Source organism: Paraburkholderia sp. BL10I2N1 (genome assembly GCF_004361815.1).
In the GTDB taxonomy this organism is placed as follows: domain Bacteria; phylum Pseudomonadota; class Gammaproteobacteria; order Burkholderiales; family Burkholderiaceae; genus Paraburkholderia.
Genome location: NZ_SNWA01000001.1, coordinates 4,423,762 through 4,449,823, shown reverse-complemented (window position 1 = coordinate 4,449,823; position 26,062 = coordinate 4,423,762). Strand labels below are relative to the sequence as shown.

Genomic DNA, 26,062 nt, shown 5'->3' with positions numbered 1-26,062 from the left:
TCCCTACCCATGAGTCGCGCTAACCACGCGCCACGCGCAGGATGGCGAACAGCAGCGACAACAGGACCACGACAATGCCGGTGGCAAGAGCCAGACGGTCTGCGAGCAGGCGACGCATCGAAAGTCTCCTAGACGAAACTGTAACGTTCGGAGTGGTATTTAGAGATCGGTACCTGCATCTGGCCCAGTGCCGCCTCGATGGCATCCATCATGACGTTCGGCCCGCAGATGAAGTATTCGTGATCGGCGTACCGCGGCGGCAGATGTCGCCTGAACACATCGGCGGTAATGCGCCCACGTTCTCCGGTCCAGCCTTCCGGCGGATTGGATAGCACGTAGACGATCGTCAGATCGAGTCGCGCCTTCTGCGCCTCCAGCTCTTCCCTGAACGTGAGCGATTCCCAGTCCTTGCCGCCGTAGAGCAGGATCAAAGGGCGTTTGTCGCCGCGGTCGGCTAGCGTCAGGATCATGCTCATCATCGGCGTGATGCCGATGCCGCCTGCGATCAGCACATGCATGTCGGCTGGATGGCCGATCGTGAATGCGCCGTACGGCCCGTCGAGATAGACGCGCTGCCCGACGGCCACCTTCGGGATGGCGCTCGTGAAATCGCCCAGGTTCCTGATCGTCATTTCGACGCGCCCATCCGCGGCCTCGGCGCTCGACGAGAACGAGAACGGGTGCCCGGTGATCCGGAAGGGGCTGCCCCACAGCGTCAGCCAGCCGAACTGGCCTGGTTTGAAGCGAAATCCCGGATGACCGTCGGGGCGCATCACGAGCGTTGCCGTGTCGCCGCGTTCCGTGCGCAACCCGGCGACGCGATAGGGGCGACGCAGCATGAACAGCGGCTTGAAGATGCGCACGTAAAGCAGAAGCCCGATCCAGAAGACCGTCATGCCGATCCACAAGGCCCGCTTCCACGGATCGATCAGATAGAAGCCCCAGCCCGCCATGTGCAGCATGCCTGCGGCTACCGCGACCACAGCCAGCACGATATGCGTGAGGTGCCAGATTTCGTAGCGGATGCGCAGCTTCGTGCGCCACAACGCCATCACCACGAGCGCGATAAGCGAACAGATCGACAGCATGGCGAAGCGGGCGCCCCATGGCACATCCCGGATGGACTCAGGCATCGCGAGCTTGTTCGAGCCGATGGCGAACAGAATGAGCGGATGCGTAACGACGAGGCCGACCGCCAGCAGCGAGATCCGCCGATGGAAGTGATAGATCACGTCTTCGCCCCATGGCTCGGTGACGTACCGGAAGCGCGCCGTGAGGCCGAATTGCAGCCCCATCATCGCGAGACCCGAATAGCCGATCGCCACGGAGAACTCCGTGCCGAAGTCGCGGCTGGGTGGCAGCCTGCCCGCCAGAAGCGCGAACAGCGGTGCGAGGATGAAGAGCAGATAGATAGCGGCCCAGACGGCCTTGTTCAAGAGATCGCGAAACGGCATTGAGATCACCTTCCTCCGCGCGGCAACGGGGGTGCCGGACACTCGCTGATCAGATACACGTGCTGAGCAGAAGCGACGGCGCGAATGTGATGATGGTGGAAGCCAGTGCCGCGATCACGGTCCAGATGACCACGGTGCGCAGGAACGTGCCGGTCTGCCCGGAGTCGGGGTTCGAGCCGGGCGCCGCCAGATTGCGCCACATCCAGCCGATCACGACCAGATGCACCACCAGCACGACCGTAAGGGTAAGGCGCAGCGGCCCGGCCGACCAGCCGAACGCACAGCCGATCGCGTGCAGCGCGTACAGCACGATCAGGGCGCTGCACCAGACGGCGAAGCCTGCCGAGAGCCACCAGAGCCGCCGTGGTGGAACTGGACGCCCGTTCATGGCCGTGCTCCCAGCATTGCCACGAGCGCGGGCAGCGCGAGCACGAGGGCTAGCGCGATGATCCCTGTCGCCACCGTATAGTCGAGCCATAGGCGAGTGAGGCGCAGGTCCGTCAGCCGGCGGGGTGAAATGAAGCCGGCGCCAAGGCGCAGAAGGTTGCTGATGAGGAACAGCAGGCCGATGCCCGCGTGCAGCGCGACATAGCCGAGCAGCGCGGCGGCGGTCGCACCGAGCGCATGCTCGCGCGGATGCGGGGTGACGCCGGCGATCAGTCCGACGTCCGCTGCGATGGCCGCGAGAAGCGCCAGTACGGCGAGTCCGATCCAGCCGTGCGGGGCCTTGCCGCCAGCGGCGGCGCGCAGCGATCCGCGCGCCGCGGCCGCCGCAATGGCGAGCGCGACGACAGCGACGAGCACGAGCAGGCGGTTCGGCGTTGGCGACATCGCCGCCGGCCAGTTCGGCGCCGCGATCCAGAGATAGAACGTCCCGAATATCAGCGATGTGAAAAGTGTGCCATTGGCGACCAGCGTGCAGATCAGCGCGAGCCTCGGTGGCGAGTCCGTTACCTCGGTATGAGGCGGCACACTAACGCCGTGGCCGACGGGCAGCGGGCCGTAGTCGCGTGCGAGACCGGCGCTCTGCCCGGCGAAGATGAACAGCCCGATCGTCACCAGCGCGAAGGCAAGGGAGACCAGATAGAACTTGAACAGCATCGCCAGCACCGCCATCGCCGTGACGAGCGCGGTGAAGAGCGGCAGATAGGTCGCGCGCGGCAGCACGATCAGTTGATCCGGCTCGCCGGAGGTCATGTGCACGCCGATCGTTTCCTGCCAGCCGTTGCGCGTGAATCCCAGATAGCCTTCGCCTCGCGCCAGGGACACCGCCAGCTCTCCAGGTGCGACGCGCCCGTTGTCGTTCCCGACATGCGGGATCGACGCGAAGGCATACGGTGCCGGCGGGTTTGGCATGGCCCACTCCAGCGTTTCCGAGCCCCATGGATTGCGCCGCACGCGTCGCCCGTAGCGCAGTTGCACGATGACGTCGATCGCCACCAGCGCGAAGCCGATCGTCATGACGAAGCCGCCCACCGAAGACAGCAGGTTGAGCCAGTTCCAGCCTTCGTCGCCGCGATAGGTGAAGACCCGCCGCGGCATGCCGAGGAGGCCCGTCAGGTGCATCAGGAAGAAAGTCAGGTTGAAGCCGATGAAGACCAGCCAGAAGGCCGACACCGACAGCCGGTGCACGGCGGTGCGCCCGGTCAGCAACGGCAGCCAGTAGTAGAACGCCGCGAGCATCGGGAAGGCGAGCGCGCCGGCCACCACATAGTGCAGATGGGCGACGACGAAATAGGTATCGTGCGCCTGCCAGTCGAACGGCACCATGGCGAGCATGACGCCAGTCAGGCCGCCGGCCGTGAAGACGAAGAAGAAGCCGAACACGTACAGCATCGGCACGTCCCAGCGCGGCCTGCCGTGCGAGAGCGTCGCGAGCCACGCGAAGAACTGCACCGCCGTGGGCACCGCGACGATCGCCGAGCCCGCGGAGAAGAACGCCAGCGCGAGATGCGGGATGCCCACCGTGAACATGTGATGCACCCAGATGCCGAAGCTCAGGAACGCAAGCGCAATGATCGCGACGACGATAGCCCGGTAGCCGACGAGCGGCCGGTTGGCGAAGACCGGGATGATCGTCGACAGCACGCCCGCCATCGGCAGGAAGATGATGTAGACGTCCGGGTGGCCGAACAGCCAGAACAGATGCTGCCAGAGGAGCGGATCGCCGCCGCGTCTCGGGTCGAAGAAAGGCAGGTCGAAGGCGCGCTCGATCTCGAGCAGGATCGAGCCGAGGATCAGCGGCGGAAAGGCCACGATCATCATCATCGCCGTCACGAGGATGTACCAGCCCCAGATCGGCATGCGGTCGAGTGACATGCCGGGCGCACGCATCTTCAGGATCGAGACGACGATTTCCATCGCGAGCGACAGCGCCGAGATCTCGACGAAGGTCACGCCGAGCAGCCAGACGTCGGCGTTGATCCCCGGCGTGTAGACGTTGGAACTGAGCGGCGTGTACATGAACCAGCCGCCGTTGGGCGCGACCCTCGCGAGCAACGACACGGTCAGAATCGTGCCGCCGAGGAGGTAGCACCAGTAACCATAGGCCGTCAGCCGGGGAAAGGCGAAGTCGCGCGAGCCGAGTAGCTTCGGCGTCAGGTAGACCGCGAAGCTTTCCACCATCGGGATGGCGAACAGGAACAGCATCATCGACCCGTGCATCGTGAAGACCTGGTTGTAGGTCTCGGCGTCCATGAAGGCGGCGTGAGGTGTCGCGAGCTGAACGCGGGTCAGCATGCCGAGCACGCCGGCGATCGCGAAGAACACGAACGAGGTGATCATCATGCGCATGCCGATCACCGAATGGTTGACCGCGGCAAGACGATGCAGTCCAGGCCCGGTGTCCCAGATCGCGGCAAGCTGGCGGTGCAGCCGCAGGGCCTTGACGCCTTCTGACGGCGGCTCGATGGGCACGCTCATTTTTTTACCCCGGCAGTGGCGGCCGCCTCGGAGAGCGCGGCAGAGTAGTCCTCAGGACGATCGACGACAACGGTGAAATGCATCCCCGCGTGCCCGAGACCGCAAAACTGGTTGCATAGCCCTTCGTACTGGCCCGGCTGATCCGCCTCGATCCGCAGCCGGGTCTCATGCCCGGGCACCGCGTCGATCTTGCCGGCAAAGCGCGGTATCCAGAACGAATGAATGACGTCTTCGCTGGTGACGACGATGTCCACGGGCGTGCCCGCAGGCAGGTGCAAGACGTTCTGCGTCGCGACGCCCCCCTGGTCGGGATAGCGAAAGGTCCAGACCCATTGGCGGGCCACGACCTCGATGCGGGGCGGCGTCTTGCCCGGCAGCGGCAGGAGCCGCTCGCCGGCCAGCAAGGCATAGGAGATCAACGGCAGCAGGATGACGGCCGGCAGAACGAGGCCGCCCAGCACAATCCAGCGCGCGGGCGAGATGCCCGAGCCCCAGCCCGGACGCCGGAACACCAGCAGGAAGAGGACGAGCACCAGCGTGAAGAGCACGGCCGAGCCGACCAGCATGACCCACCAGAGCGCCGCAATCGACGACGCGGCCGGCCCGGACGGGGCGAGTGTCGACAGCGGGCCGCTGCAGCCGCAGAGCGCTGCAGTCAATCCGGCTTGGACCGTCACGTGCCAGCAGCTATGATGGTTCAACGGATGCCGTATCCGGTGTGAGGGACCAGAACCATGGCGAAGAAAGGCGATACCGGAAAGGAACCCCAGAGTCAGGTCCTGCTGGAACTGTTGCGGCTCGATGCCGGTTCGGCAGTCGCCCTCGTCGGGCATCCGATCCACGTGATGATGGTGCATTTTCCGATCGCGTTCGTGGTCGCCACGCTCGGTGTCGATGTCATCTACTGGTGGTCGGGCGATCCCTTCTGGGTGAGGGCGGGCCTGTGGGCCGCCGGCTTCGCGTTCTGGAGCGGCGTGGCCGCAAGCGTCGCCGGCACGGCCGAACTGCTGCTCGTGCGCGGCATCCGCCTGCGCGAGGCCAGCTGGTCCCACGCGGTGGCCGCGATGACGCTCGTCGCTATCGCGGCGGCCAACTGGGGCCTGCGCCTGACCGACCCTGCGGGCATCCTGCCGCATGGCCTCGCACTGTCGGCAATCGCGTCGGTGATGACCGGCTTCGCCGGCTGGCACGGAGGCAAGCTCGTGTTCGATCATGGCGTTGGCATTCTGGTTTCGCCGAAGGAATGATGCAGCCATCGGGCGAGTCCGCCGGGCTCGAACAGATGCGGGGCGAACTGGTTCGAATCGATATGCGGTTTGGCTAGCACGACCCAGATGATCGCGACGATGACCACGACATAGGCGATCGTCAGCGCCAGCCAGGAGAGCCGGCCGAAGTGGCCGTCAGGCAGGAACAGCTGCAGCAGCACGAGGCCGGCGACGACGTGCAGCATCGCCATGATGCCGACCAGCACCATCTTCAGGGAGAACCATTCCACGAAAGTCGTCTGCAGGAAGATCAGCGCCGTGCCGCTCGCGATGGCGATGAAGGCGGCAGGCGAGGTCAGCTCCACGTAGACCAGCCGCGTGATGCGGTGCAGGCGGTCGAGATCCGGTCCGGCCGGCAGCGTCCTGCGCTGCCAGAACAGGAGCGGCAACACGATCAGGCCGCCCGACCAGAGCGCGATCGCCGCGAGGTGAACGAACTTGAGGAAGGTCGTCACAGTGCGGGCTCGCTGTGCCGGAGGCTGGACCAGGCGAGCCAGAGTCCCACGCCGAGATAAGGCAGCATGGCCGGCACCCACATCAGGAGTCCGGCAAGTTGCTGGTCAGCAAGCGGAGTGAGCCCCCAGGGGGCGGTGTTCGAGAAATGCACGGCATACAGCGGCTCGGGTGCGAAGACGATCAACGCGCCAAGCAAACCCATCTGTCCGATTGTTGCAACGAGTGCCATCAATGCCGCGCCGGTTGTCGCCGAAGGGGCAAGAATGGCCCGCCACATGAACCAGGCACTCCCAAGGAGCGATATCTGCATCAGCCAGTAGGCTGGCACACTGGCGAGGCCAAAAGCATAAGGTCCCGGCGCGTGCCAGACCCACAGGATGAGCGCATGTGCGGTAACCAGCGCAACGAGCGGAGGAGAGCCGATGCGTCGTAGCGGAAAGGCCCGCACCAGCAGAGGGGCCACGACGGTGACGAGAAGAATGTGGTGAGTCACCCGCGCCAAAAACAGTGCCGACGACAGTGCGCAAAGGGGTGAGACAAACACGACGACCATCAGTGCAATCGCGACCCAGCCCGCTCGTGCATCGGCCGAGCGACCGCGAGCCACCATAATCGCCAGGGCAGCGAGCACTGCAATCAGCAGCGGATCGGTATTCCAGCGAACCCAGAAATCATCCGGTACTGCGGCGGGGCCGCAGTACGCGATCATGGCGTCTGGCATAACACGATGTCCTTTCTCCGGTGTCCAACCCCGCTGCAACGCAGCGATCACCCGCGAGTTTGAAGAGACCTGTTAATTTGAAGTGATAGTAGCAGACAGATCGGGCAAATGTGGAGCTATGTACGCCGAATTAGCTTGCAGTCTGATGATGGCTGACAACCGGAGCCTGACAGCGCGCCATGACCTCCATCGGATTTACGCCGCAGTTAAGCGGTGTTTGAATACTGGCGGTGATTCATGGGCGGAGCGCATCCTGCTACCGTGTCGTAACTGTTGACGAGGCCTGCAGTTGCGCCACCGTTGTTGTTGAAAGCTGTTGGTGTCGAGGCGGAAATTGCATCGTGTGATTGGTGGTCCGTCGTGCTTCCGTTTCGCAGTGGTCCGGGATCAGGTTTCCAGACAAAAAAAGCCCCGCTCTGCCGGAGCGGGGCCAACGACGGCGACTGAGGGGGAAACGCCTCTGCGCCGGTCTACGGAGGTAAGAACGTCGATAGTATCGACGTTCATAGTATCGGCAGGTGCAGGGGTGCCCTTCTACAAGACGATTCCGAAAAATAGAGGATAACGAAGAATCGAAGGTTTTTATTAGCTTTCCAATTCTTTCACCCCGATTAACCATACCTCTCTCAACCCTACATTGCCTTGCCTTGCACTCATGCCGCTCTTCTGTCTGTCCCGTCGCGGTGATTGGACAACAGAAATCCCGGTGCGAGAGCCTGTCATTACGTGAGGCAGCGCCATGCGGCTGACGGGCGCGGCATGCAACCAGCCGCATAGCCTTCGGCGAAGATCGCGGACGTCTGGTATCCAGCGCTGACGCAGAATCACCCCAGCCGCTAGAATGCGAAGTCGGACCAGCCCAACGTTGTCATCTATGCACTCACACGAACTCGTACAGAAGCTGGATGTGATTCCAGCAGAGCAACTCTCCGATCATCTTCCTGCCGAGGTCGTGGCGCGCCTGCCGGCGCGGGAAGTCGTCGCGTTTTCGGTTAGCGACGACGCGTCGGATACAGCAGAATTCAGCGCGCGGTACGGCTTTGGCCTCGAGGACTGCGCCAACACGATCGTCCTTCGCTACAGGAAAGACGGCACGGAGCAGTACGCGGCCGTCGTGACATTGGGATCGCTGCGCCTCGATATCAATGGCGCCGTGAAGGCGTGTCTCGGCGCACAGCGACTGTCGTTTGCAAAGCGGGAAGTCGCGGTCGAACACAGCGGCATGGAGTTCGGCGGGATCACGGCGTTCGGCTTGCCCGCCGGCTGGCGCGTTCTGGTCGACGCCGCGGTGATGGACCGCTCGCAGGTCGCCATGGGCGCAGGCGTGCGTGCGGCCAAGCTGCTGCTGGCGCCTGCCGTTCTGCGGCAGTTGCCTGACTGCGAGATCGCGAGTCTCACTTTTCCCGCTGTCTGAACCACGTGGGGCGAGTTGGCGCCACAGCGTTCCATGGCGCGGCCAGCCCCTCCGGTTAGCAAATCGTAATGTGCCTTTTGGTAGCATGCGCATCCCCCGTTCCCGTTTGAAGGATGTGTAATGAAGAAGGTTTTGCTAGCAGTTGCAGTCGTTGTAGCCGGTTTCGGTAGCGTCTCGCAGGCGTTCGCCAACGATTATCATCACCATCATCGCGAATGCCATGAGGTGCGCATCCATCATCACATGGAAAAGCGCTGCCACTAAGGCGAACTGCCAGGCGAACTGCTGAACCGGCCCCGCCTCGTGCGGGGCCGCGTCGTTTCACGCGGTCCCCCCGTTCTTGCCAATCGCCACCCATGACTACAGGTGGCCGCCGCCTTCAGTCAAAGTGTCAGCTGTTTCGACACAAAAACAACCTGCCGACAACCGGTCTGATAGCTGCATGACAAGCCAACCTTCTCCGTTGCCCGCCCAGGGCCGATTGATACGCTCCGTCGCGTTTCAGCGTTTCTGGTCCGCGCGCGTGCTCTCGTCGTTGTCGTTCCAGATGCTGGCTGTCGCGATCGGCTGGCATATCTACGCGCTGACCCACAGTGCCTTCGCCCTCGGACTTGTGGGTCTCGCGCAGTTCCTGCCGATGTTCGCGCTGACGCTCGTCGTCGGCCATGTGGCCGACCGCTACGACCGCAGGCGTGTTGCCGCGATCTGTCAGGGCGTCGAAGCGATGGTCGCGCTCGCGTTCCTGCTCGGCACGCTCGGCGGCTGGCTCGCCGCGCCGGCGATCTATGCGCTGGCGGCGCTGGTCGGTGCGGCCCGGGCGTTCGAGTCGCCGTCGGTGGCTTCGCTGCTGCCGGGCGTGGTGGGGCGCGCTGAACTCCCGCACGCCACCGCGTGGTCGACCTCGGCGAATCAGGCGGCGCAGATTCTCGGGCCGGCTTTTGGCGGCCTGCTGTATGGCGTCGGAGTGAGTGCGGTGTACATCGCCTGCGTGGTGGCGTTCCTTGCGGCGTCGACGCTCGTCTGGTCGATTCCGCTCCAGACGAAACCGGCCGCGCGCGCCTGTCACCCTCAAGTCGGTGTTCTCGGGGATCGCGTTCATCCGGCGGCAGCCGGTGATCCGCGGTGCGCTGTCGCTCGATCTGTTCGCGGTGCTGTTCGGCGGCGCCACGGCGTTGCTGCCGATTTTCGCGCGCGATGTGTTGCAGATGGGCCCGCTCGGGTTGGGGTTGCTGCGCTCGGTGCCGGCGGTCGGTGCGCTCGCGGGCACGGTCTGGCTTGCGCACTTTCCGCTTCGCAGGCGCCCGGGCATGGCGATGTTCGGCGGTGTGATCGCGTTCGGCGCCGCGACCATCGTATTCGGGCTGTCGCATCATTTTCTGCTGTCGCTCGCGGCACTGGCGACGCTCGGTGCCGCCGACGTCATCAGCGTCGTCGTACGACTTTCGCTCGTGCAACTGCGCACGCCCGATGAAATGCTCGGCCGTGTGAGTGCGGTGAACGCAGTCTTTATCGGCACGTCGAATCAGCTTGGCGAGTTCGAGTCGGGGCTCACGGCCGGGTGGTGGGGCGCGAAGCCAGCGGTGCTGGTGGGCGGTATTGCGACGATCGCGATAGCGTTGCTGTGGATGCGGATCTTTCCCGAGCTGGCGCGTACGCAGTCACTGGAGCACTAGGCCGCGCCTCATGCAACATTCAGGCAGGCTCATGCGCCAATGCGAGAACGACGTATGAGTCGCACGTGACCGATCGCGCGAGGTGCGTTGGCGCAGCGCCCGCGTCGATTTCACTGCGGATACTGCATGGGTTTCATTCAGGTCTCGTGTAACGCCTGCACAGATCTCATTCAGATCCCGCGCAGCTCTCATATAGAATGTGGCGCTTTGCCTGCGCTCATACCATGTGGTTCAAGAACCTTCAGCTTCACCGTCTTTCTGCCCCCTGGTCCGTCACGCCTGAGCAACTCGAAAAGTGGCTCGCGCCGCACGCTTTCCAGCCCGGCAGCAGCGTCGAGATGCAGCGTCACGGCTGGGCGTCGCCGCGCGATGATGGCGCGCTCGTCTACTCGATCAACCGCCAGATGCTGTTGACGTTTCGCTCGGAAAAGAAACTGCTGCCCGCTTCCGTCGTCAATCAGGTCACCAAGGCGCGCGCGCTCGAAATCGAGGAGCAGCAGGGTTACAAGCCCGGCCGCAAACAGCTGCGCGAACTCAAGGAGCAGGTCACCGACGAACTGCTGCCGCGTGCATTCAGCATCCGTCGCGATACGCGCGTGTGGATCGATACGGTGAACGGCTGGCTCGTCATCGATGCCGCTTCGCCGACGTTGGGCGACGACGTGCTCGGGCTGCTCGTCAAATCGATCGACCCGTTGCCGCTCGCGAGCGTGCGCGTTGCGCAGTCGCCGGTCGCGGCGATGACCGACTGGGTGCTTTCCGGCGAGGCGCCGGGCGGCTTCACGCTGGATCAGGATGCCGAGCTGCGTTCAGCCGCCGAGGGCAACGCGACGGTGCGCTACGTGGGCCACGCGCTCGAAGCCGACGACATGCGCCGGCACATCGAGGCAGGCAAGCAGTGCATGCGTCTTGCGATGACATGGAACGACCGGGTGTCGTTTGTTCTCACGCCGTCTCTGGCCATCAAGCGCGTGACGCCGCTCGACGTGGTCAAGGACGCGTCGGATCCCACCGCGCAAAACGATGACGAGCGCTTCGATTCCGACTTCACGTTGATGACGCTCGAACTCGGCCGCATGTTTGCCGACATCGTCGAAGCACTCGGCGGCGAGCAGGGCGATGCGATGCCGCAGGCGGCTGCCGCCTGAGCGTCAACGGCGGCCGGGCAGTCAGGTACGGATAGCCGCGACGATCTGCCTGCGTAGCGCGTCGTCCGGATAATGGCCGAAGCCGGCGCGCACGTTGTTGGTCATGTACTCGGGACGGCCTGTGCCGGGGATGACGCACGTGACCGCCGGATGGGCCAGCACGAACTTGAGCAGAACCTGTGCCCAGCTCGTGCAGTCGATTTCCTGCGCCCAGCCCGGCAACGGCCGGTCGCGCAGCCGCGCGAGCAGGCTGCCGCCACCGAAGGGCTGATTGATCACCACGCCGATGCCTCGTTCTTTGGCCGCTGGCAGGATGCGCTCTTCCGCGTCGCGGTCGTCGGCCGAATAATCGATCTGCACGAAGTCGATTTTTTCGGAGCGCATGATCGTTTCCACCTCACCGAACGCGCTCGGCGTGTAGTGCGTAATGCCGATGTAGCGTATCCTGCCGCTCGCTTTCCAGTCCCGCAGCGTCGCGAGCTGAGTGCGCCAGTCGACCAGATTGTGGATCTGCATCAGATCGATGCGTGGCTGCTGCAGCTTTCGCATCGATGCTTCCATCTGCGCGATGCCTTCATCGCGGCCCTGCGTCCAGACCTTGGTCGCGACAAACGCCTTCTGATGCGCGGATAGCCGGGTCAGCAGCGCGCCCGTCACGGCCTCAGACGATCCATACATCGGCGATGAGTCGATCACCGAGCCGCCGGCGTCGAACAGCACGCGCAGCACATCGGCGAGCCTTGCGTGAGCGGCCTCGTCATCGCCGACGTCGAACGTGCGCCAGGTGCCGCAGCCGACGACCGGTAGCTTTTCGCCGGTACTGGGAACCGGGCGTCTGTTCATGATCTGCGCTCCCGGAGCCGGCGCTTGCGCGAGTGCGAAACGGCCGAACGGCGATGCGAGCGCAGCTGCGCCCGCGCCAAGACGCAGGAATGCCCGTCGATCTTCGCAGAGGTCACGTCCACGAGGCTTGACGGGCGGTGTGTCGCGCCTATTGCTCATCGGCAGGATCGTACGGTAGCACCTGTTCGTTCTCGTCGGGCTGGTTGCGGGCGACGATCGCTTTGGCCGGTGCCGTGTCGCTCAGGTTGAACGGCTGATGCGGCACGCCCGGCGGAATAAACAGGAAGTCGCCGGCTTCGGTCACTACCGACTCGCGCAACCCAGGTCCATATCTCGTCTCGACACGACCCTCCAGCACGTAGATACCGGTCTCGTAGCCGCAATGACTATGCGCTTCGGCATGGCCGCCCGGCGGCACGACGACGAGATACATCGACAGCCCTTGCGTGCCCGCGGTGGTCGCCGACAGCCCGACGAAGTAGGGCAGGCGCTGGCGCGTGAGAATCTCGCGCTCGGGCCGGACCTTGATTACGGTGGGTTTCGCATCCTGTGAAGGGGTGTTCATGTGCGCTCCTGGTGGCCGGAAGCCTGGGTCGGAGGTGCGGCGTCACGCGCCAGCGCGGGTGGCAGCCTTGACTCGCGGCTGACGAGGCGCAGCGGCGCTGCGCTCTCGCCTGACGACACAAAATTCTACGCCGCAGGCCTGAGCCTGCTCCCTGGCTGCCCGATAAAGCGCGACTCATACGACGAATAGCAATTACCAATCACTGCCATATAGATAATCAACTTCATCTATGAAGTATCCGCCGACATACTCTCCTCACTTTCTCAACCACGCAAAAAGAGGACGCAGCAAATGCCGATCATCAACAGCCAGATCAAACCCTTCAAGGCAACCGCGTATCACAACGGCGATTTCGTGCCCGTCACTGAAGAAAACTTCAAGGGCAAGTGGTCGGTCGTCGTGTTCTACCCGGCCGACTTCACGTTTGTCTGCCCGACCGAACTGGGCGACCTGGCCGATCGTTACGCCGAATTCCAGAAGCTGGGCGTGGAAATCTACAGCGTGTCGACTGATACGCACTTCACGCACAAGGCATGGCACGACACGTCGGACACGATCCAGAAGATCAAGTATCCGATGATCGCCGATCCGACGCTGGCGATCTCGCGCAACTTCGACGTTCTGATCGAAGAAGAAGGCCTGGCGCTGCGCGGCACGTTCGTGATCAACCCGGAAGGCGAGATCAAGCTGTGCGAAATCCATGATAACGGCATTGGCCGCGACGCCGGCGAGCTGCTGCGCAAGGTGCAGGCTGCGCAATACATCGCGGCGCATCCGGGTGAAGTCTGCCCTGCCAAGTGGACGCCGGGCGCTGAAACGCTGACGCCGTCGCTCGACCTGATCGGCAAGATCTAAGCGTATCAAGCCTGAAGCATCACGCGCCATCCGGTGGATGGCGCATCTTCGTGCGGGCGGCCGCGCGGCTTTCGCCAGCGCGGCCCAAACGTTCCCTGTTCCTTCTTCATGCCCCCCGCGACGCGGGCGAACGCACCCAACTCTCGCTACGGAATCGAATAGCCATGCTGGACGCCAACCTCAAGACCCAGTTGAAAACGTACCTCGAGAAGGTCAGCCGGCCGATCGAGATCATCGCTTCGCTCGACGACAGCGCCAAATCGCAGGAACTGCTGGCATTGCTCACCGATATCGCTTCGCTGTCGGCGCGCGTGAGTGTGATCGAGCGTCGCAGCGACGACGAACGCAAGCCGTCGTTCTCGATCGGCGAGCCGGGCAGGGACACGGGCATCCGCTTCGCCGGCATTCCGATGGGCCACGAATTCACGTCGCTCGTGCTGGCGCTGCTGCAGGTGGGCGGCCATCCGGTCAAGCTCGACGATGCGGTAATCGAACAGATCCGCAATCTCAACGGCGACTATCAGTTTGAAACGTATTTCTCGCTGTCGTGCCAGAACTGCCCGGAAGTCGTGCAGGCGCTGAACGTGATGGCGCTGATCAATCCGCGCATCCGTCACGTGGCGATCGACGGTGCGCTGTTCCAGAACGAAGTCGAGTCGCGCCAGATCATGGCCGTGCCGACGATGTTCCTGAACGGCGACGTGTTCGGCCAGGGCCGCAGTGGTGTGAAGGAGATCCTCGCGAAGCTCGACACTGGCGCAGGCGCACGGGCGGCGAAGGAACTGGCGACGAAGCCGGTGTTCGATACGCTGATCGTCGGCGGTGGGCCGGCCGGTGCGGCGGCGGCGATCTACTCGGCGCGCAAGGGCATCAAGACGGGGGTCGTCGCTGAGCGCTTCGGCGGCCAGGTGCTCGACACGCTCGCTATCGAGAATTTTGTGTCGGTGCAGGAAACGGAAGGACCGAAGTTCGCCACTGCGCTCGAACAGCATGTGAAAAGTTACGACGTCGACATCATGGACGTCCAGCGCGCCGAAGCGCTGATTCCGGGACGCATCCACGAAGTGCGTCTTGCGAACGGTGCCGTGCTCAAGGCCAAGAGCATTGTGCTGGCAACCGGCGCCCGCTGGCGCGAAATCAACATACCGGGCGAGCGTGAGTATCGTAACCATGGCGTTGCGTATTGCCCGCACTGCGATGGTCCGCTCTTCAAGGGCAAGCGCGTGGCCGTGATCGGCGGCGGCAACTCGGGCGTCGAAGCGGCCATCGATCTGGCCGGCATCGTGCGTGAAGTCACGCTGATCGAATTCGGCGCCCAGCTGCGCGCGGACGAAGTGCTGCAACGCAAGCTGCGCAGCCTCGCCAATGTGACGGTTATCACCCAGGCGCAGACCACTGAAATCACCGGCGACAGCAAGAAGGTCAACGGCCTCGTCTACAAGGATCTGCGTTCGAGCGAAACGAAGCGAATCGAACTTGAAGGTGTGTTCGTCCAGATCGGCCTCGTGCCGAACACGGAATGGCTCAAGGGTACGGTCGAACTGTCGAAGCATGGTGAGATCGTGGTGGACGCGAAGGGCGCGACGTCGGTGCCTGGCGTGTTCGCCGCGGGCGACGTGACCACGGTGCCGTTCAAGCAGATCGTGATCGCCGTGGGCGAGGGCGCGAAGGCATCGCTTGGTGCGTTCGATCACCTGATCCGCAACACCATCGAAGACGAAGAGGTGATCGAAAGCGCGGAGGAAGCGCTGGTCGCAGGCTGATCTGCCAGGCGAGTATTGCCAGAGGCTGCAGCTCCGCTGCAGGTCAAAGGGCGCGTGATGTGCGACGTTGAAAAACGTTGTGCATCACGCGCCTTTCTGCTTTTTGTCTGATGTAAGTTTGCAGTCGGCCAACGGTGCGTGAGACGCGCCTCGGCCTGTTGTCCGGCTGCCTGCTGAAGGTGCAATGCACGCACGCAGTCGCGCGTTTTCTGCACCCGTGTGTCGCACCATCGCACCGGGATAGTGAATATCCGGCAAAGCTTAAAGAAGAGGTTCGAGACGCCGATATGCCTGACAGTCAAGCGGTTTTCCATTCTGTGCGGCCAGCATTGCGCTTTGGGGTTTCTTTCGTTGGAGGTCGGTTGTGGAACATTCGGCGTTGCGCGTGAGCGCTGATCCAGCATCACGCGCGAGGGGATCGTGCATGCCGTCACCGATCATCCAGGTGAGGACGCGGCCCACCCTATGAAGCGCAATCTCTTTTTCCGGCTGCTCGCGCGTCTTCGCGTGGGCAGAAAACTGCTGTTGATCTATCTGCTCGATCTGACTGCGGTCGTCTACATCAGCGGCATTCTGATCCACGAAAAATACCTCGCCATCGATTTCTCGAACAAGGAGATCGTCGGCAATGCCTACGTCAGAACCGTGCGCGATGCGCTCGTCGACGTGGCGCTTGCCGGGGCGGGCCAGCCTCCTTCGGCGGCCTCGTTCGACCAGGCGGCGGACGGTCTTGCCAAAGCCGAAGGGCGCTACGGCGCGAACATGGAAAGCGCCGCGCTCAACCAGCGCGTGCGCGCGGCGCTCGAAGTTCTCACACAGCAACCGCACCCGCGCGCCGCCGCGGTCGATGACGCGCTCGACGCCTGCCGCGAACTCGTCACGCGGGTCGGCAACCAGTCCAATCTGATTCTCGACCCCGATCTCGACAGCTACTACTCGATGTCGCTGTCGATCCTGCGTTATCCGGCGTTGCTCGATTCCGTCAACCGCATTGGACGGCAACTGCACAGCCAGCCGCGCGCGTCGTCGGTGCATGAAGAAATGCGTACGCGCTATCTCGTGCTCGAAGGGCAGCTCGACGCGGTGCTGCAAGGGCTGCGCTCCGACCTCGACGAAGCGACCGCGGCCAACCACACGCTCGACGTAACGCTCAGGCCGTCGGTCGAAGAGATGCGTGCCGCAGTGGAAGCGTATCGCGGCGTTGCGCGCGTGGTGGTGGACAGCGGAGGGGCCGCCGATCCTGCCATGCTGCGCGCGGTCGACGACGCGCAGCAGGCGCTGGCGGGCCGTGTGCAGCAGGCCTGGAGCGACACCGGGACCCAGCTGGACGAACTGTTGCGTGCGCGGGTGCGCGGTCTGTTCCAGCGCATGTGGCTTCATCTCGGCACGGCGCTCTTTCTTCTGTGCGGCATTCTCGGCATGGTGTACTTCGTCGCCCAGCAGATTTCGCGGCCATTGCGCCATCTGGCGCGCGTGATGGATACCGTGCGCCGTACCGGCGACCATTCGCTGCGGGCCCGCTGGCACAGCCAGGATGAAATCGGTCAGTTGGTGACGGGCTTTAACGAAATGCTCGAACAGCTCGACCGCGAACGCGATGTGCAAAAGGAACTGGCCGCTAGCGCGCGGGCGTCGGCGGCGCAGCACGCCCTCGTCGAAGCGACACCGGTGCCGATGGTGGTCACCGCGATTCCCGGCCATGAAGTGCTGCACGCGAACAAGCCGGCGCTCTACTGGCTGAACGGCTGCGGGATCGACCCATGGGCTTTCGGTCTCGATTCGGCCGTGCGCGCGCGCTTCTTTCAGCAACTGTCCGATCGCGACGCGGTGGACGAATTCGAAGTGCGCTGGAAGGCCACGGCGGAACCGACCTGGGCGATGCTGTCCGCGCGTCGTCTGAATTTCCAGGGACGCGATGCCGTGCTGACAGCATTCACGCCGATCAACCAGATCAAGCTGATGGAGCAGCGGCTCGAACTGTGGGGGAAGGTGTTCGAAGCCTCGTCGGAGGCGATCGTGATCCTCGACGACCAACGCCGCTTCGTGACGGCCAACGCGTCGTTCCATCGCGCGACGGGCTATCGCGCCGACGATGTCGCCGGCAAGCCGCCCGCATTCATCATCGGCGGCCCGGGCGGCGAAGCGGTGATCCCGGGCGTCGCGGCGCTGGTCGACCGGTCGAGCACGTGGCATGGCGAGGCCCAGGTGCGCCGGCGCGAGGGCGGCGACTATCCGGCGTGGCTGATGATCAGCGCGGTACGCGACAAACGGGGCAGCGTGTCGCATTACATCTGCACGCTGATTGATATCACCGACCGCAAAAAGAGCGAAGCGCGCATCCAGTTCCTCGCCGAGCACGACGTGCTGACGGAACTGCCGAACCGTGCGCTGTTCGCCAAACGGCTCGGCGTGGTGCTGGGCAATGCGCAGATTACGGGGCAGCGCGTGGCCGTGCTCTTCATCGATCTCGACCGCTTCAAGATCATCAACGACTCGCTCGGCCACCATATCGGCGACGGCCTGCTGCGCTCCGTGTCGCGACGGCTGCTGCAGGCAGTGCGCACCAACGATACGGTGAGCCGGCTGGGCGGTGACGAGTTCACGGTCATTCTGAGCGGCGTGACCAACGCGGCGGACGTCGCGCGCACACTCGACGAGCGTCTGATTCCGCTCGTGCGCGAACCGCACGAAATCGGCGGCATGACCTTGCAGGTGTCATGCAGCATCGGGGTAGCGCTCTATCCGGAAGATGGACACGACATCGAAACGCTGATGCAGAACGCCGACGCGGCGATGTATCAGGCGAAGGCGGCCGGGCGCAACCTGGTCAAGTTCTTCTCACCCGACATGGCCGAGCACGCGCGCTATCGCCTCGCACTCGAAGCGTGTCTGCGCACCGCGATCGAGCGGAAGGAACTGCGGCTTGCGTATCAGCCCTGCGTCGATGCACGCACGGGCGAACTGGTTGGGGTCGAGGGATTGTTGCGCTGGAACAGTCCGCAAATAGGTACGGTTACCCCGGCGCAGTTCATTCCGGTCGCGGAAGAAACGCGCCTCATCATTCCGATCGGCGCGTGGGTCATCGATGAAGCCTGCCGTCAGATCGCGCAATGGCGCGGCCAGGATCTGCTGGATATCCGCGTGTCGATCAACCTGTCGGCAATCCAGCTACGTGCGCCGGATCTGCTGGAGACGCTCGGGCGCAGCCTCGTGACGCACCGGGTGCCGCCAGAACTGCTCGAACTCGAAATCACCGAAACCGTGCTGATGGATAGCGCCGAAAACTACCTGGAGGCGATCAGGGCGATCCGTGCGCTCGGTGTGAAGCTGTCGCTCGACGACTTCGGCACCGGTTATTCGAGCCTCAGCTACCTGAACCGCTTCCCGCTCGACCGGCTCAAGATCGACCGCGCCTTCGTGCACGACATGCTTGACGCGCCGGCGGATCTGGCGATCATCAAGGCGATCATCGAACTGGGACATGAACTTGGGCTGCGTGTCGTGGCGGAAGGCGTCGAAAGCGAGCACGAGGCGCAGATCCTGCGCGGAATCGGCTGCGATGAACTGCAAGGCTTCCTGTATGCGCGGGCGCTATCGCCCGAGGAACTGTGGTGTTGGTCGAATGAGCGGGAGGTGGCCTGACAGCACCGCTTCACTGCTGCCCTCGAATATTCGTCAACTGCTACTTCTTTGCAGGCTCCCGCAGATCCATCATCGACGGGTAGATGATGATGAATTGCTGCTGCGCGAGGAACTTCCCTGGCAGCACATGCTGACCTATCTCGAAGCGGTGCTGCGCGGCGGCCCGCATCTGCATGATCACTCGCGCCGTGCGCTCAACTCGCTCAGCAGTTCGCCCAATGTCCTGATCGCATTCTCGACGGGCGCCGCCCACGGATTCATTGAGCCGCACATCCGCTTCAAGGGCGAAGTCGGCGAACAGGCAACGATGTTCTTCCCCGATCCGTCGGGCAATGCCATCGAGATCAAGGCGTTTGCCGAGATGGCGTCGCTGTTTGCGAAGTAGTGGTCTGGTTACAAACGCAACTAACGGTCTATGCTGCCGCATCACTTCAGAGTGGATGCGGTGGTGCACCCAGGAAGCCGAGTGAGCAGGGCGGGCGCCACGGCGTAAGCGTAGACAGTGATGCGCTGGTGCGGGGAACGATAACCTCACCGACGTGGACAATGACACGACACTGGCGTCGCGGTCACTTCGCGTCACGTTACGCAGGTGAAACATTTACGAACGCTCGATTGATTCGGCGGAACGGTCTCGCCCAGAAGGCGTGCCCGCGAGGCGCGCGCCTGCTCGCTTGCAGGCGCGCATGCGTCGCCTGGTACGGAACGTGCGGTGGTATGTGGACTGACAAAACACTCAACTTCCCGGCCAACGCGTACCCATGCAAGTGAATGACGACCACAAGGATGCGTCGGCACCCCAAAGTGCCGCAGCCATTCCGTTTTCCGATTTAGAACGGCGGGTCTCCTTGGGGCTCGCCGCGGGCGAGTTTCATCTGGCGTTTCAGGGTATCTACCAAATCAGCACCGGAGGCCTGTCGCGCATCGAAGTGCTGATTCGCTGGATGCATCCCGACTACGGCCTGTTGTTGCCGGAGGCGTTCCTCGTCGTGCTGAAAAACCCGCAGGTCGCGCTGCAACTGACCTGGTTCGTGATCGACAGCGCGTGCTGCCAGCTGGGCCGCGCGCTGCGCGCGGGGCAGACCGTGTGCCCGGTCGCCATCAACGTGCCCCCTTCAGTAGCCGCTTACGAGCACTTTGCCGAGGAATTCGAGCGTATCGCACGCTCACACGGCGTGTCGATGGACCTGCTCGAAATCGAACTCGCAGAAACAGAAGACACCGCAAAAATCCTGGCGACGAAATCACTGACGAAACCGCTGCGCCAGTCCGGTATCCGTCTCGCGATCGACGACTTCGGCACCGGCTATTCGTCGCTCGCGCTCCTGAGCGCCTTCGATGTCGACACGGTCAAGCTCGCGCGCGAGCTGCTGGGGGCAGCGCCTGGGTGCCAGCGTGCGGAGACCGTCGTGTCGGGCATCCTTTCGCTACTCGAAGGGCTCGACGTGTTCATCGTGGTCGAAGGCGTCGAGACCGCGGCGCAGGCGCAGTGGCTCGCACGGTGGCCGAACGTGCTCGTGCAGGGTTACTACTTCTCGCGTCCGATGCGCGACCTGTCGTGCGTTCCCGGGCACGTGGACAGCGTGGTGTGAAGCCGTCGCTGGCCACACCTACAGATCGAGTTGCAGGCGCGCTGGTTCACCGTCTTCCGCTTCGGCCGGAACCGCGCAGCAGATGAGCGCTTCGTCGTTCGCCACGTGGGTCGCGGGCGCCACCGGATACGTGACGGCGCCTTCGAGAATCCGCGTCCGGCAGGTTCCGCAACTTCCACCGCGGCAACTGAATTCCGGCGACAGGCCACGCGATTCGGCGAGTTCGAGCAACGTTCCCGAACCGGGTGTCCAGTGCGCGTCCTTTCCCGACTTCACAAACGCGACCGGAACCGGCTTGCTGGCAGGAAGACGCGCCGGCTCGACCGGTGCGCCGGCGTCGGGCGTGCGGCGCAGCGAGGCGGGGCCGAACGCCTCCGCGTGGATGCGCGCGTCTGCAACGTTCAATCCGCGCAGTCCGTCATACAGGTTCTGCATGAACGCCGACGGGCCACACAGGTAGAAGTCGTAGTCATCGAAGGGCAGCGCCTGCTTGAGCAGTGCCACATCGACGTGGCCTGCTGCCTCATAGTCGCGATCCTCGAGCGCGCCGTCGGTCTGGCTCAGGACGCGAAGCACGTGGACGGCGCCGTCGGCCATGGTCATAAGCGAGGCGATTTCCTTGTCGAAAGCACGCTCCGGGAGGCTACGCGCCGCCTGAATCAGCCAGGTCGGGCGGACCCTGCGTGTGCGGATTCCCTCGCGGACGATATGACGCAACATGGCCAGCATCGGCGTGATCCCAACGCCCGCCGCGAGCAGCACGGCTGGCCTGCGTTCGGCCGGATCGATCGTGAAGTCGCCGGCGGGGCCGCGTGCCTCGATCGTGTCGCCAACATGCAGCGTGTCGTGCAGATGGCGCGAGACGCTTCCCTCGCGTTTGACGCTGATGCGATAGGCCCGGTCGGTGGGCGCAACCGAAAGCGTGTACGTGCGCAGCACCGGCCTGTCGCCGCCGGGAAGCGTGACGCGCACGGGCAGATGCTGGCCCGCCGCGTGCGGCACCAGCCCGGTGTCATCGGTCGCTTCGAGATGGAAGGAGCGGATGGTGCTGCTTTCGTCGACGACCTTCGTCACCCGCAGCGCGCGCCATGTATTGGCTGTCGCGCTGGCTTTCAGACGCCTCGCCGCCTCGTCCCAGCTACCCGTCATCAGCGAATTCGGCGAGGCGCCATCGCGTCGCGTCACCCAGCGCAGCGGCAGCGCGCCACGGCGAAACACCGCACGCCGCGTGCGGAAGCGCCACAGCCGTTCAGCGCCCTGAAACGCGGCAATTTCCGGCGAATCGAGCACAACTTCGGCGTCGCCCGTCAGTTGCAGCAGGTCGCCGCTGTCGAAATCAGCGAAGACGAGGCCGGCCTTCGGATTCACCAGAATGTTGCCGAGCGTGTTGAAGAACAGATTGCCCGCGAAATCGGGAATCGTCAGCACGCCGTCGTCGCCGATACGCACAAAGCCCGGCTTGCCGCCGCGATGCGAGACGTCAACCTGCCGGCCTGCGCCGTCGTCGCGATCCACGTACGTGGCGACAAAGAACGAATCGGCCGCGCCGATCACGGCGCGGGCGCGCTCATCGAGCGTATTGGCGTATTCCGGTTCGTACGGCGACGGCGCGGTGGGGTTGCGGGTGAACTCGAAGTCGCGCAACTGGATGTATTGCGGGCAGTTGCCGTAGCTCTGCATGACGCGCAGATCGAATGATTCCGGTCTGCCGCGCCGGATCACGCCGTTCAGCCGGTTGCGTCGCCGCGTGAGGAGATCGATGCCGAGGAGGGCAACCGCATCGCCGTTCTCCATGCCGCTATCGGCCGGGTCCGCTGTATCGCGTGCGCTGCCGACGCGCAGGCTGCGCGGATCGTCCGACTGCAGAAAACCCGGCTGATCCGCGCGCAGCGTGGCCCACACGTCGCCGGCCTGATCGACCGAACCGAGCACGACGTAGGCGAGCAGCGGATAGAACCCGCGATGCTGCTCCGGCATATGGTCACGGATCACGCGGTGGCCCACCTCGTCCAGGCGTTTGTCGACGCCGACCTTCTTCTGGAGCGTCAGCTCGCCGGCGTGCCAGGGTGACGCAGATTGGATGTGTGCAACATCAGTCATGACGGCGGCTCCAGAAGGAAGGAGACAGCAGGCAGTTTACGCCCGCGCGTTGATTCTCAGCTGCGGGCTTCGAGACCGACCGGCGTCCGCGCGAACGGCACGAATCCCGGCAGTGCTTCGATGCGCCTAAGCCACGCGTTGACGTGCGGATAGGCGGCAAGATCGACGTTGCCCTCGGGCGCATGGGCCACGTAGCTATAGAGCGCGATGTCGGCGACGCTCGGGTGTGCCGTGGTGGCGAGCCACGTGCGGTTGGAGAGGCGTGTCTCGATGCGCCCGAGAACCGTATGGGCGCGCTGGATCACTTCGTCCGGGTTCAGGCGTGCGCCGAACACGGTGATGAGACGCGCCGCAGCCGGACCGTACGCTATTTCGCCCGCGGCGACCGAGAGCCAGCGCTGTACCGCCGCTGCCTCCTCCGGTGACTCCGGCAGCCAGGCGGATTTGCCGGATTTCTTCGCCAGGTAGACGAGGATCGCATTCGAGTCCGCCACCACCGTTTCGCCATCGACGAGCACCGGCACCTGGCCAAACGGATTCAGCTGCAGAAACTCCGGCGTCTTGTGCGCGCCCCTGGCGAGGTCGACCTCGACGAGTTCGTGATCGATCTGCAGCAGCGACAGAAACAGACGGGCCCGATGCGAGTGACCGGACAGCCGGTAGTGGTACAGATTCATGGCGATGTTCCTTGTGGGGCTTTGGACGGGATGTTTGACAGCGATTGCAGTCTAGAGCGCACCGTCGGCGGTTTGAATCCGTCGCGGTGAGAATTCAGCATTCGCGAAACGCGAAGAGTGGGGGCCTGGCGGCGCAGGCCGCGATCAGTTCAGCGACGTATTCTCCCGCAGCCGTTCGATCGCAAGATCGAGGAAGGTTCGCACCTTCCTCGTCACGTGCCGTCCTTCCCGATGAAGCACGTGGATCGGCAGGGGCGGCGGCTCGAAGTCGACCAGCACCGCCTTCAACGTGCCTTCGCGCAACTGCTGCGCGACCTGATACGACAGAAGCTGCGTCAGCCCCAGGCCGGAGACGACGGCGCTGATCGCTGAATCGTTGGTCGTCGTGGTCATTCTCGGTTTGACGCGCACGGACTGCCTGCGCTCGTCGGTGCCGAAACGCCATTCGGACAAGGAAGACACGCCGCTTGCCGACACGATCTGGTGTCCGGCCAGCTCGTCAGGTGCCTCTGGAATGCCATGGCGCTCGAGATAGGCCGGCGACGCGCACACCACCCGGCGAACCCGGCCGACGCGCACCGCCTGCATCGATGAGTCGGGCAACTCGCCGAGGCGAATGGCGACATCGATGCCTTCGTCGACGATATTGACGATGCGGTCCAGAAACCAGCAGCTGATGTCGACTTCGTTGTAGCGCCCTAGATACTCGGTGACGATCGGCGTGACGTACATCTTGCCGAACAGCATCGACGACGTGATCGACAGCAGCCCGCGAGGGTTGCCGTGCATGCTGGTGGCAGACTGTTCGGCTTCCTCGATATCGGCAAGGATCCGTCGGCAGCGCTCGGCGTACTCGGCGCCGGTGTCGGTGACGCGCACCATGCGGGTCGTGCGCGTGAGGAGCCGCACGCCCATGGCGTCTTCCAGCTCGCCCACCATGCGCGTGACGACCGAAGGCGACACCTTCAGCTTGCGAGCCGCCGACGCGAAGCCGCCCGTGTCGAGCACGGTCAGAAATGCGGTCATGGCTTGCAGGCGGTCCATACGGCTCCTGTGGGTTCGCGTCGAAGGCGCCGGACGGCGCCGATGCGAAGGATATAGCAGGGTGCCGCCGCAGGCGCAATGCGGTGCTGCATCAGGAAAGTCCGCGCGTGGCTTCGTGCTACGATTTTGCGACCACAGCGCAATGCCGGAGAGCGGAGAGCCCCGTGACAAAGGACGAATTGTGGAAGCAGTGGGACACGGAAGGGACGCCTGCCGCGCGAGCGCATATCGAGTCCGACCGATCCAGTCCCGAATCCCGCGACTGGACCCGCGAATGGATGTACCGGCAGCAGGAGACGCAGCAGGCGGCACAGGACGACGAGCGGCGCCAGCTGTCGTACCGCGCGCTCGCTGCGTCGGAGCATTCGACCCAGGAGGCGCGCGAGGCGGCGCTGGCGTCGCAACGGTCGGCAGACGTGGCGCGCAGATCCGCCTTCTGGACGATGGTCGCAGCACTCGTTTCGCTACTCGGTATCCTCGTGAATGCCGCCGTGAATCTCGGCTGGCTGGACTGGGCAAGGCACGTTGCACGCTGATTTTTCGACGTGATTTTTTCGACGGCAGGCAAGCTACTGGTTGCGGGTTTCTCCAGGCAGGCGAAATTGTTGGCAAGCCGCTACAGAGCTGGGTTTTGAGCCCGTCGGACCGACCAGGCTAAAGTCCAGTTTTCTGGATTGCCAGAATGGCGGGAAGTCAACGCAGGCAAGCGATTTCAACGAAATTGCGCCTTGCGCAGTTTGAAGCGTTTGTCTTGCCGCACCTTTCCGTCGGGAGCAGTGGTCCGGCACCGAAGCTGGGCGTGCGCAAGATCTGCTTCGCTTCGAGCGCCTAAGCCAGCTGCACTGCGCATTCAAGGCCCTGGCCTATACGATGATCAACCTCCGGAACTTCTGCCACGGGTAATCTTCAAGGGCCTGCGGCTCCAGCGGCAGAATCCAGCACGCCAGTTCAATGGTAGTCCTGACAAAACAGTGTAAAACGTTTGAAAAATGGTGCTTCATGACCGGCCATCCTGTCGAGTTCACTGACTCGAGAACGCCGTGCCCGATGCTTGAAGATTCATCGACGTTGAAACCCGCAACCAGTAGAAGGCGATAGCAGGCCCAAAGCCACTAACGACACCACCATGAATCAGGATTCAGCCGCCCGGTTCGACCGGGAGTTCGCGCCGCGCATCGCCGCCGTGATTGCGGGCCTGCTCAAACAGCACGTGCGCGTCGAAATCGTGCCGTACGCGGGCACAGGGCATCCGACGCGGATAACCCTGACCGGCGCCAGGTTCGTGAGCCGGCACGGCTATGTGCATCCGCTCAACGTGTCGCTGACCTGGGATAGCGACGCGATCAACGGACTGATGCAGCCGGATGGCGAGGCGCGCTTTGCCCGCTATCTGGGCGCCATTCCGGCCAAGCTGCAGAACTGGGAGGGCGGGCGCCCGGTCGATTTCGGCTCGCGTGCGCAGGCAGAACCGTCCATACTAATTGGGGGCCTCGATTTCGAGGCATGACGCCCTATTTGTCTGCCCGCCTGGCCGGGCGACCGCCGTGCTACGATTTTGAGGTCAGGACGATGGAGGTGGTTATGGCTACGTACGCAATCGATGCCGTACGCATCAACCCTGCTAACGACCGCGTGACGCACGTGCGCTGGGCGCTCGTTAACCCGAAGACACACGAGTGGCTGTCTTCGCAGGAGATCGTGGAGGTGGCTGAGGTGGTCGCCGCCATCCACACAGGCAACGTCGTCTGGTCTCTCTTTACGCTCGGCGGCATGCGATTGCTAGGTCCAAAAATCAAGGCCGTCTCGCACACGGACGGCCACGACGGGATCGATACCGACGTCCCCGGCGGAAACGTCGAAAAGTTCATCGACGATCTGCCGCGGGTTTGAGCGCCTGGCTTCATCGCGGGCGTAGCCGCCCGCGA

General features: G+C 63.8%; 23 protein-coding genes and 1 pseudogene. 13 read left to right on the top strand and 11 right to left on the bottom strand.

What is annotated here, in order from left to right; translation table 11 throughout:
• Positions 1-128: 128 nt before the first annotated feature.
• From B0G77_RS20695 to coxB, 4 genes are read right to left on the bottom strand one after another with little or no spacing between them, the layout of a single operon-like run.
• The gene (locus B0G77_RS20695; RefSeq protein WP_133663795.1) at positions 129-1,454 is read right to left on the bottom strand and encodes a ferredoxin reductase family protein; all 1,326 of its coding nucleotides are present in this window, start codon (positions 1,452-1,454) and stop codon (positions 129-131) included.
• A gap of 49 nt (positions 1,455-1,503) precedes the next feature.
• Entirely contained in the window at positions 1,504-1,842 is a 339-nt protein-coding gene (locus B0G77_RS20690) for a hypothetical protein (protein WP_133663794.1), read from the bottom strand.
• On the bottom strand, positions 1,839-4,376 hold the full coding sequence (ctaD, locus tag B0G77_RS20685; protein WP_133663793.1) for a cytochrome c oxidase subunit I: 2,538 nt from the start codon (positions 4,374-4,376) through the stop codon (positions 1,839-1,841). Before ctaD ends, B0G77_RS20690 begins: the two co-directional genes overlap by 4 nt.
• A complete protein-coding gene (gene coxB, locus B0G77_RS20680; RefSeq protein WP_243751067.1) occupies positions 4,373-5,053 on the bottom strand; it encodes a cytochrome c oxidase subunit II in 681 nt (226 codons plus the stop codon). The genes ctaD and coxB overlap by 4 nt, the downstream gene beginning before the upstream one ends.
• A 57-nt stretch (positions 5,054-5,110) precedes the next feature.
• Here coxB and B0G77_RS20675 point away from each other — a divergent pair, with 57 nt between their 5' ends.
• Positions 5,111-5,623: a DUF2231 domain-containing protein gene (locus tag B0G77_RS20675; RefSeq protein WP_133663791.1), complete on the top strand. Its 513-nt coding sequence runs from the start codon at positions 5,111-5,113 to the stop codon at positions 5,621-5,623.
• Here B0G77_RS20675 and B0G77_RS20670 read toward each other — a convergent pair.
• A complete protein-coding gene (locus B0G77_RS20670) occupies positions 5,587-6,099 on the bottom strand; it encodes a CopD family protein (protein WP_133663790.1) in 513 nt (170 codons plus the stop codon). The genes B0G77_RS20675 and B0G77_RS20670 overlap by 37 nt on opposite strands.
• Complete coding sequence (locus B0G77_RS20665; RefSeq protein WP_208116440.1) at positions 6,096-6,821, bottom strand: cytochrome c oxidase assembly protein; 726 nt, start codon at positions 6,819-6,821, stop codon at positions 6,096-6,098. Before B0G77_RS20665 ends, B0G77_RS20670 begins: the two co-directional genes overlap by 4 nt.
• A gap of 874 nt (positions 6,822-7,695) precedes the next feature.
• On the opposite strand from B0G77_RS20665, the gene B0G77_RS20660 reads away from it, so the two are divergent.
• The 4 genes and pseudogenes from B0G77_RS20660 (at position 7,696) to B0G77_RS20650 (ending at position 11,056) form a co-directional block, all read left to right on the top strand.
• Positions 7,696-8,235 (top strand): YbaK/EbsC family protein, encoded by a 540-nt coding sequence (locus B0G77_RS20660; RefSeq protein WP_133663789.1) that lies wholly within the window; start codon positions 7,696-7,698, stop codon positions 8,233-8,235.
• A gap of 120 nt (positions 8,236-8,355) precedes the next feature.
• Positions 8,356-8,499: a hypothetical protein gene (locus B0G77_RS43320; RefSeq protein WP_166656202.1), complete on the top strand. Its 144-nt coding sequence runs from the start codon at positions 8,356-8,358 to the stop codon at positions 8,497-8,499.
• A 178-nt stretch (positions 8,500-8,677) separates the two neighbouring features.
• A pseudogene (locus B0G77_RS20655) lies at positions 8,678-9,908 on the top strand (MFS transporter).
• 224 nt (positions 9,909-10,132) lie between these two features.
• Positions 10,133-11,056 (top strand): recombination-associated protein RdgC, encoded by a 924-nt coding sequence (locus tag B0G77_RS20650; protein ID WP_133663788.1) that lies wholly within the window; start codon positions 10,133-10,135, stop codon positions 11,054-11,056.
• A 21-nt stretch (positions 11,057-11,077) separates the two neighbouring features.
• On the opposite strand, the gene B0G77_RS20645 is transcribed toward B0G77_RS20650, so the two are convergent.
• Both B0G77_RS20645 and B0G77_RS20640 read right to left on the bottom strand, forming a co-directional pair.
• Positions 11,078-11,899 carry an aldo/keto reductase gene (locus B0G77_RS20645; protein ID WP_133664222.1) on the bottom strand — a complete coding sequence of 274 codons (822 nt, stop codon included), beginning with the start codon at positions 11,897-11,899 and terminating at the stop codon, positions 11,078-11,080.
• A 148-nt stretch (positions 11,900-12,047) separates the two neighbouring features.
• Positions 12,048-12,464 (bottom strand): cupin domain-containing protein, encoded by a 417-nt coding sequence (locus tag B0G77_RS20640; protein ID WP_133663787.1) that lies wholly within the window; start codon positions 12,462-12,464, stop codon positions 12,048-12,050.
• 291 nt (positions 12,465-12,755) lie between these two features.
• Between B0G77_RS20640 and ahpC the strand changes: the two genes are divergently transcribed.
• The 5 genes from ahpC to B0G77_RS20615 all read left to right on the top strand — a co-directional run bounded on the left by ahpC (position 12,756) and on the right by B0G77_RS20615 (position 20,316).
• Entirely contained in the window at positions 12,756-13,319 is a 564-nt protein-coding gene (gene ahpC / locus B0G77_RS20635; RefSeq protein WP_133663786.1) for an alkyl hydroperoxide reductase subunit C, read from the top strand.
• Positions 13,320-13,483: 164 nt separating this feature from the next.
• Positions 13,484-15,082 (top strand): alkyl hydroperoxide reductase subunit F, encoded by a 1,599-nt coding sequence (gene ahpF, locus B0G77_RS20630; protein WP_133663785.1) that lies wholly within the window; start codon positions 13,484-13,486, stop codon positions 15,080-15,082.
• Between the two features lie 465 nt (positions 15,083-15,547).
• Positions 15,548-18,724 carry an EAL domain-containing protein gene (locus B0G77_RS20625; protein ID WP_133663784.1) on the top strand — a complete coding sequence of 1,059 codons (3,177 nt, stop codon included), beginning with the start codon at positions 15,548-15,550 and terminating at the stop codon, positions 18,722-18,724.
• Positions 18,705-19,109 carry a hypothetical protein gene (locus tag B0G77_RS44380; RefSeq protein WP_243751066.1) on the top strand — a complete coding sequence of 135 codons (405 nt, stop codon included), beginning with the start codon at positions 18,705-18,707 and terminating at the stop codon, positions 19,107-19,109. Before B0G77_RS20625 ends, B0G77_RS44380 begins: the two co-directional genes overlap by 20 nt.
• A 376-nt stretch (positions 19,110-19,485) precedes the next feature.
• Entirely contained in the window at positions 19,486-20,316 is an 831-nt protein-coding gene (locus tag B0G77_RS20615; RefSeq protein WP_133663783.1) for an EAL domain-containing protein, read from the top strand.
• An 18-nt stretch (positions 20,317-20,334) separates the two neighbouring features.
• Here the strand turns inward: B0G77_RS20615 and B0G77_RS20610 are convergent, their stop codons facing one another.
• The 3 genes from B0G77_RS20610 to B0G77_RS20600 all read right to left on the bottom strand — a co-directional run bounded on the left by B0G77_RS20610 (position 20,335) and on the right by B0G77_RS20600 (position 24,137).
• Positions 20,335-22,416, bottom strand: a complete 2,082-nt coding sequence (locus tag B0G77_RS20610; protein WP_133663782.1) for a pyridoxamine 5'-phosphate oxidase family protein — start codon at positions 22,414-22,416, stop codon at positions 20,335-20,337.
• A gap of 56 nt (positions 22,417-22,472) precedes the next feature.
• Complete coding sequence (locus B0G77_RS20605; protein ID WP_133663781.1) at positions 22,473-23,093, bottom strand: glutathione S-transferase; 621 nt, start codon at positions 23,091-23,093, stop codon at positions 22,473-22,475.
• 144 nt (positions 23,094-23,237) lie between these two features.
• Positions 23,238-24,137 (bottom strand): LysR family transcriptional regulator, encoded by a 900-nt coding sequence (locus B0G77_RS20600; protein ID WP_133663780.1) that lies wholly within the window; start codon positions 24,135-24,137, stop codon positions 23,238-23,240.
• A 164-nt stretch (positions 24,138-24,301) separates the two neighbouring features.
• Here B0G77_RS20600 and B0G77_RS20595 point away from each other — a divergent pair, with 164 nt between their 5' ends.
• The 3 genes from B0G77_RS20595 to B0G77_RS20585 all read left to right on the top strand — a co-directional run bounded on the left by B0G77_RS20595 (position 24,302) and on the right by B0G77_RS20585 (position 26,027).
• Entirely contained in the window at positions 24,302-24,673 is a 372-nt protein-coding gene (locus tag B0G77_RS20595) for a hypothetical protein (RefSeq protein WP_133663779.1), read from the top strand.
• A 590-nt stretch (positions 24,674-25,263) separates the two neighbouring features.
• Complete coding sequence (locus B0G77_RS20590; protein WP_133663778.1) at positions 25,264-25,644, top strand: DUF5594 family protein; 381 nt, start codon at positions 25,264-25,266, stop codon at positions 25,642-25,644.
• A 74-nt stretch (positions 25,645-25,718) separates the two neighbouring features.
• Complete coding sequence (locus tag B0G77_RS20585) at positions 25,719-26,027, top strand: hypothetical protein (protein ID WP_133663777.1); 309 nt, start codon at positions 25,719-25,721, stop codon at positions 26,025-26,027.
• The last annotated feature ends 35 nt before the right edge of the window (positions 26,028-26,062 follow it).

What these genes read in the sequence shown, in the direction of transcription:
- B0G77_RS20625 (WP_133663784.1), top strand. Translation starts at nt 15,548, where the DNA reads ATGAAGCGCAATCTCTTTTTCCGGCTGCTCGCGCGTCTTCGCGTGGGC.
- B0G77_RS43320 (WP_166656202.1), top strand. Translation starts at nt 8,356, where the DNA reads ATGAAGAAGGTTTTGCTAGCAGTTGCAGTCGTTGTAGCCGGTTTCGGT.
- B0G77_RS20645 (WP_133664222.1), bottom strand. Translation starts at nt 11,899, where the DNA reads ATGAACAGACGCCCGGTTCCCAGTACCGGCGAAAAGCTACCGGTCGTC.
- B0G77_RS20695 (WP_133663795.1), bottom strand. Translation starts at nt 1,454, where the DNA reads ATGCCGTTTCGCGATCTCTTGAACAAGGCCGTCTGGGCCGCTATCTAT.
- B0G77_RS20660 (WP_133663789.1), top strand. Translation starts at nt 7,696, where the DNA reads ATGCACTCACACGAACTCGTACAGAAGCTGGATGTGATTCCAGCAGAG.
- B0G77_RS20615 (WP_133663783.1), top strand. Translation starts at nt 19,486, where the DNA reads ATGCAAGTGAATGACGACCACAAGGATGCGTCGGCACCCCAAAGTGCC.
- ahpC (WP_133663786.1), top strand. Translation starts at nt 12,756, where the DNA reads ATGCCGATCATCAACAGCCAGATCAAACCCTTCAAGGCAACCGCGTAT.
- B0G77_RS44380 (WP_243751066.1), top strand. Translation starts at nt 18,705, where the DNA reads ATGAGCGGGAGGTGGCCTGACAGCACCGCTTCACTGCTGCCCTCGAAT.
- B0G77_RS20650 (WP_133663788.1), top strand. Translation starts at nt 10,133, where the DNA reads ATGTGGTTCAAGAACCTTCAGCTTCACCGTCTTTCTGCCCCCTGGTCC.
- B0G77_RS20640 (WP_133663787.1), bottom strand. Translation starts at nt 12,464, where the DNA reads ATGAACACCCCTTCACAGGATGCGAAACCCACCGTAATCAAGGTCCGG.
- B0G77_RS20610 (WP_133663782.1), bottom strand. Translation starts at nt 22,416, where the DNA reads ATGACTGATGTTGCACACATCCAATCTGCGTCACCCTGGCACGCCGGC.
- B0G77_RS20585 (WP_133663777.1), top strand. Translation starts at nt 25,719, where the DNA reads ATGGCTACGTACGCAATCGATGCCGTACGCATCAACCCTGCTAACGAC.
- B0G77_RS20590 (WP_133663778.1), top strand. Translation starts at nt 25,264, where the DNA reads ATGAATCAGGATTCAGCCGCCCGGTTCGACCGGGAGTTCGCGCCGCGC.
- ctaD (WP_133663793.1), bottom strand. Translation starts at nt 4,376, where the DNA reads ATGAGCGTGCCCATCGAGCCGCCGTCAGAAGGCGTCAAGGCCCTGCGG.
- ahpF (WP_133663785.1), top strand. Translation starts at nt 13,484, where the DNA reads ATGCTGGACGCCAACCTCAAGACCCAGTTGAAAACGTACCTCGAGAAG.
- B0G77_RS20690 (WP_133663794.1), bottom strand. Translation starts at nt 1,842, where the DNA reads ATGAACGGGCGTCCAGTTCCACCACGGCGGCTCTGGTGGCTCTCGGCA.
- B0G77_RS20665 (WP_208116440.1), bottom strand. Translation starts at nt 6,821, where the DNA reads ATGCCAGACGCCATGATCGCGTACTGCGGCCCCGCCGCAGTACCGGAT.
- B0G77_RS20605 (WP_133663781.1), bottom strand. Translation starts at nt 23,093, where the DNA reads ATGAATCTGTACCACTACCGGCTGTCCGGTCACTCGCATCGGGCCCGT.
- B0G77_RS20600 (WP_133663780.1), bottom strand. Translation starts at nt 24,137, where the DNA reads ATGGACCGCCTGCAAGCCATGACCGCATTTCTGACCGTGCTCGACACG.
- B0G77_RS20675 (WP_133663791.1), top strand. Translation starts at nt 5,111, where the DNA reads ATGGCGAAGAAAGGCGATACCGGAAAGGAACCCCAGAGTCAGGTCCTG.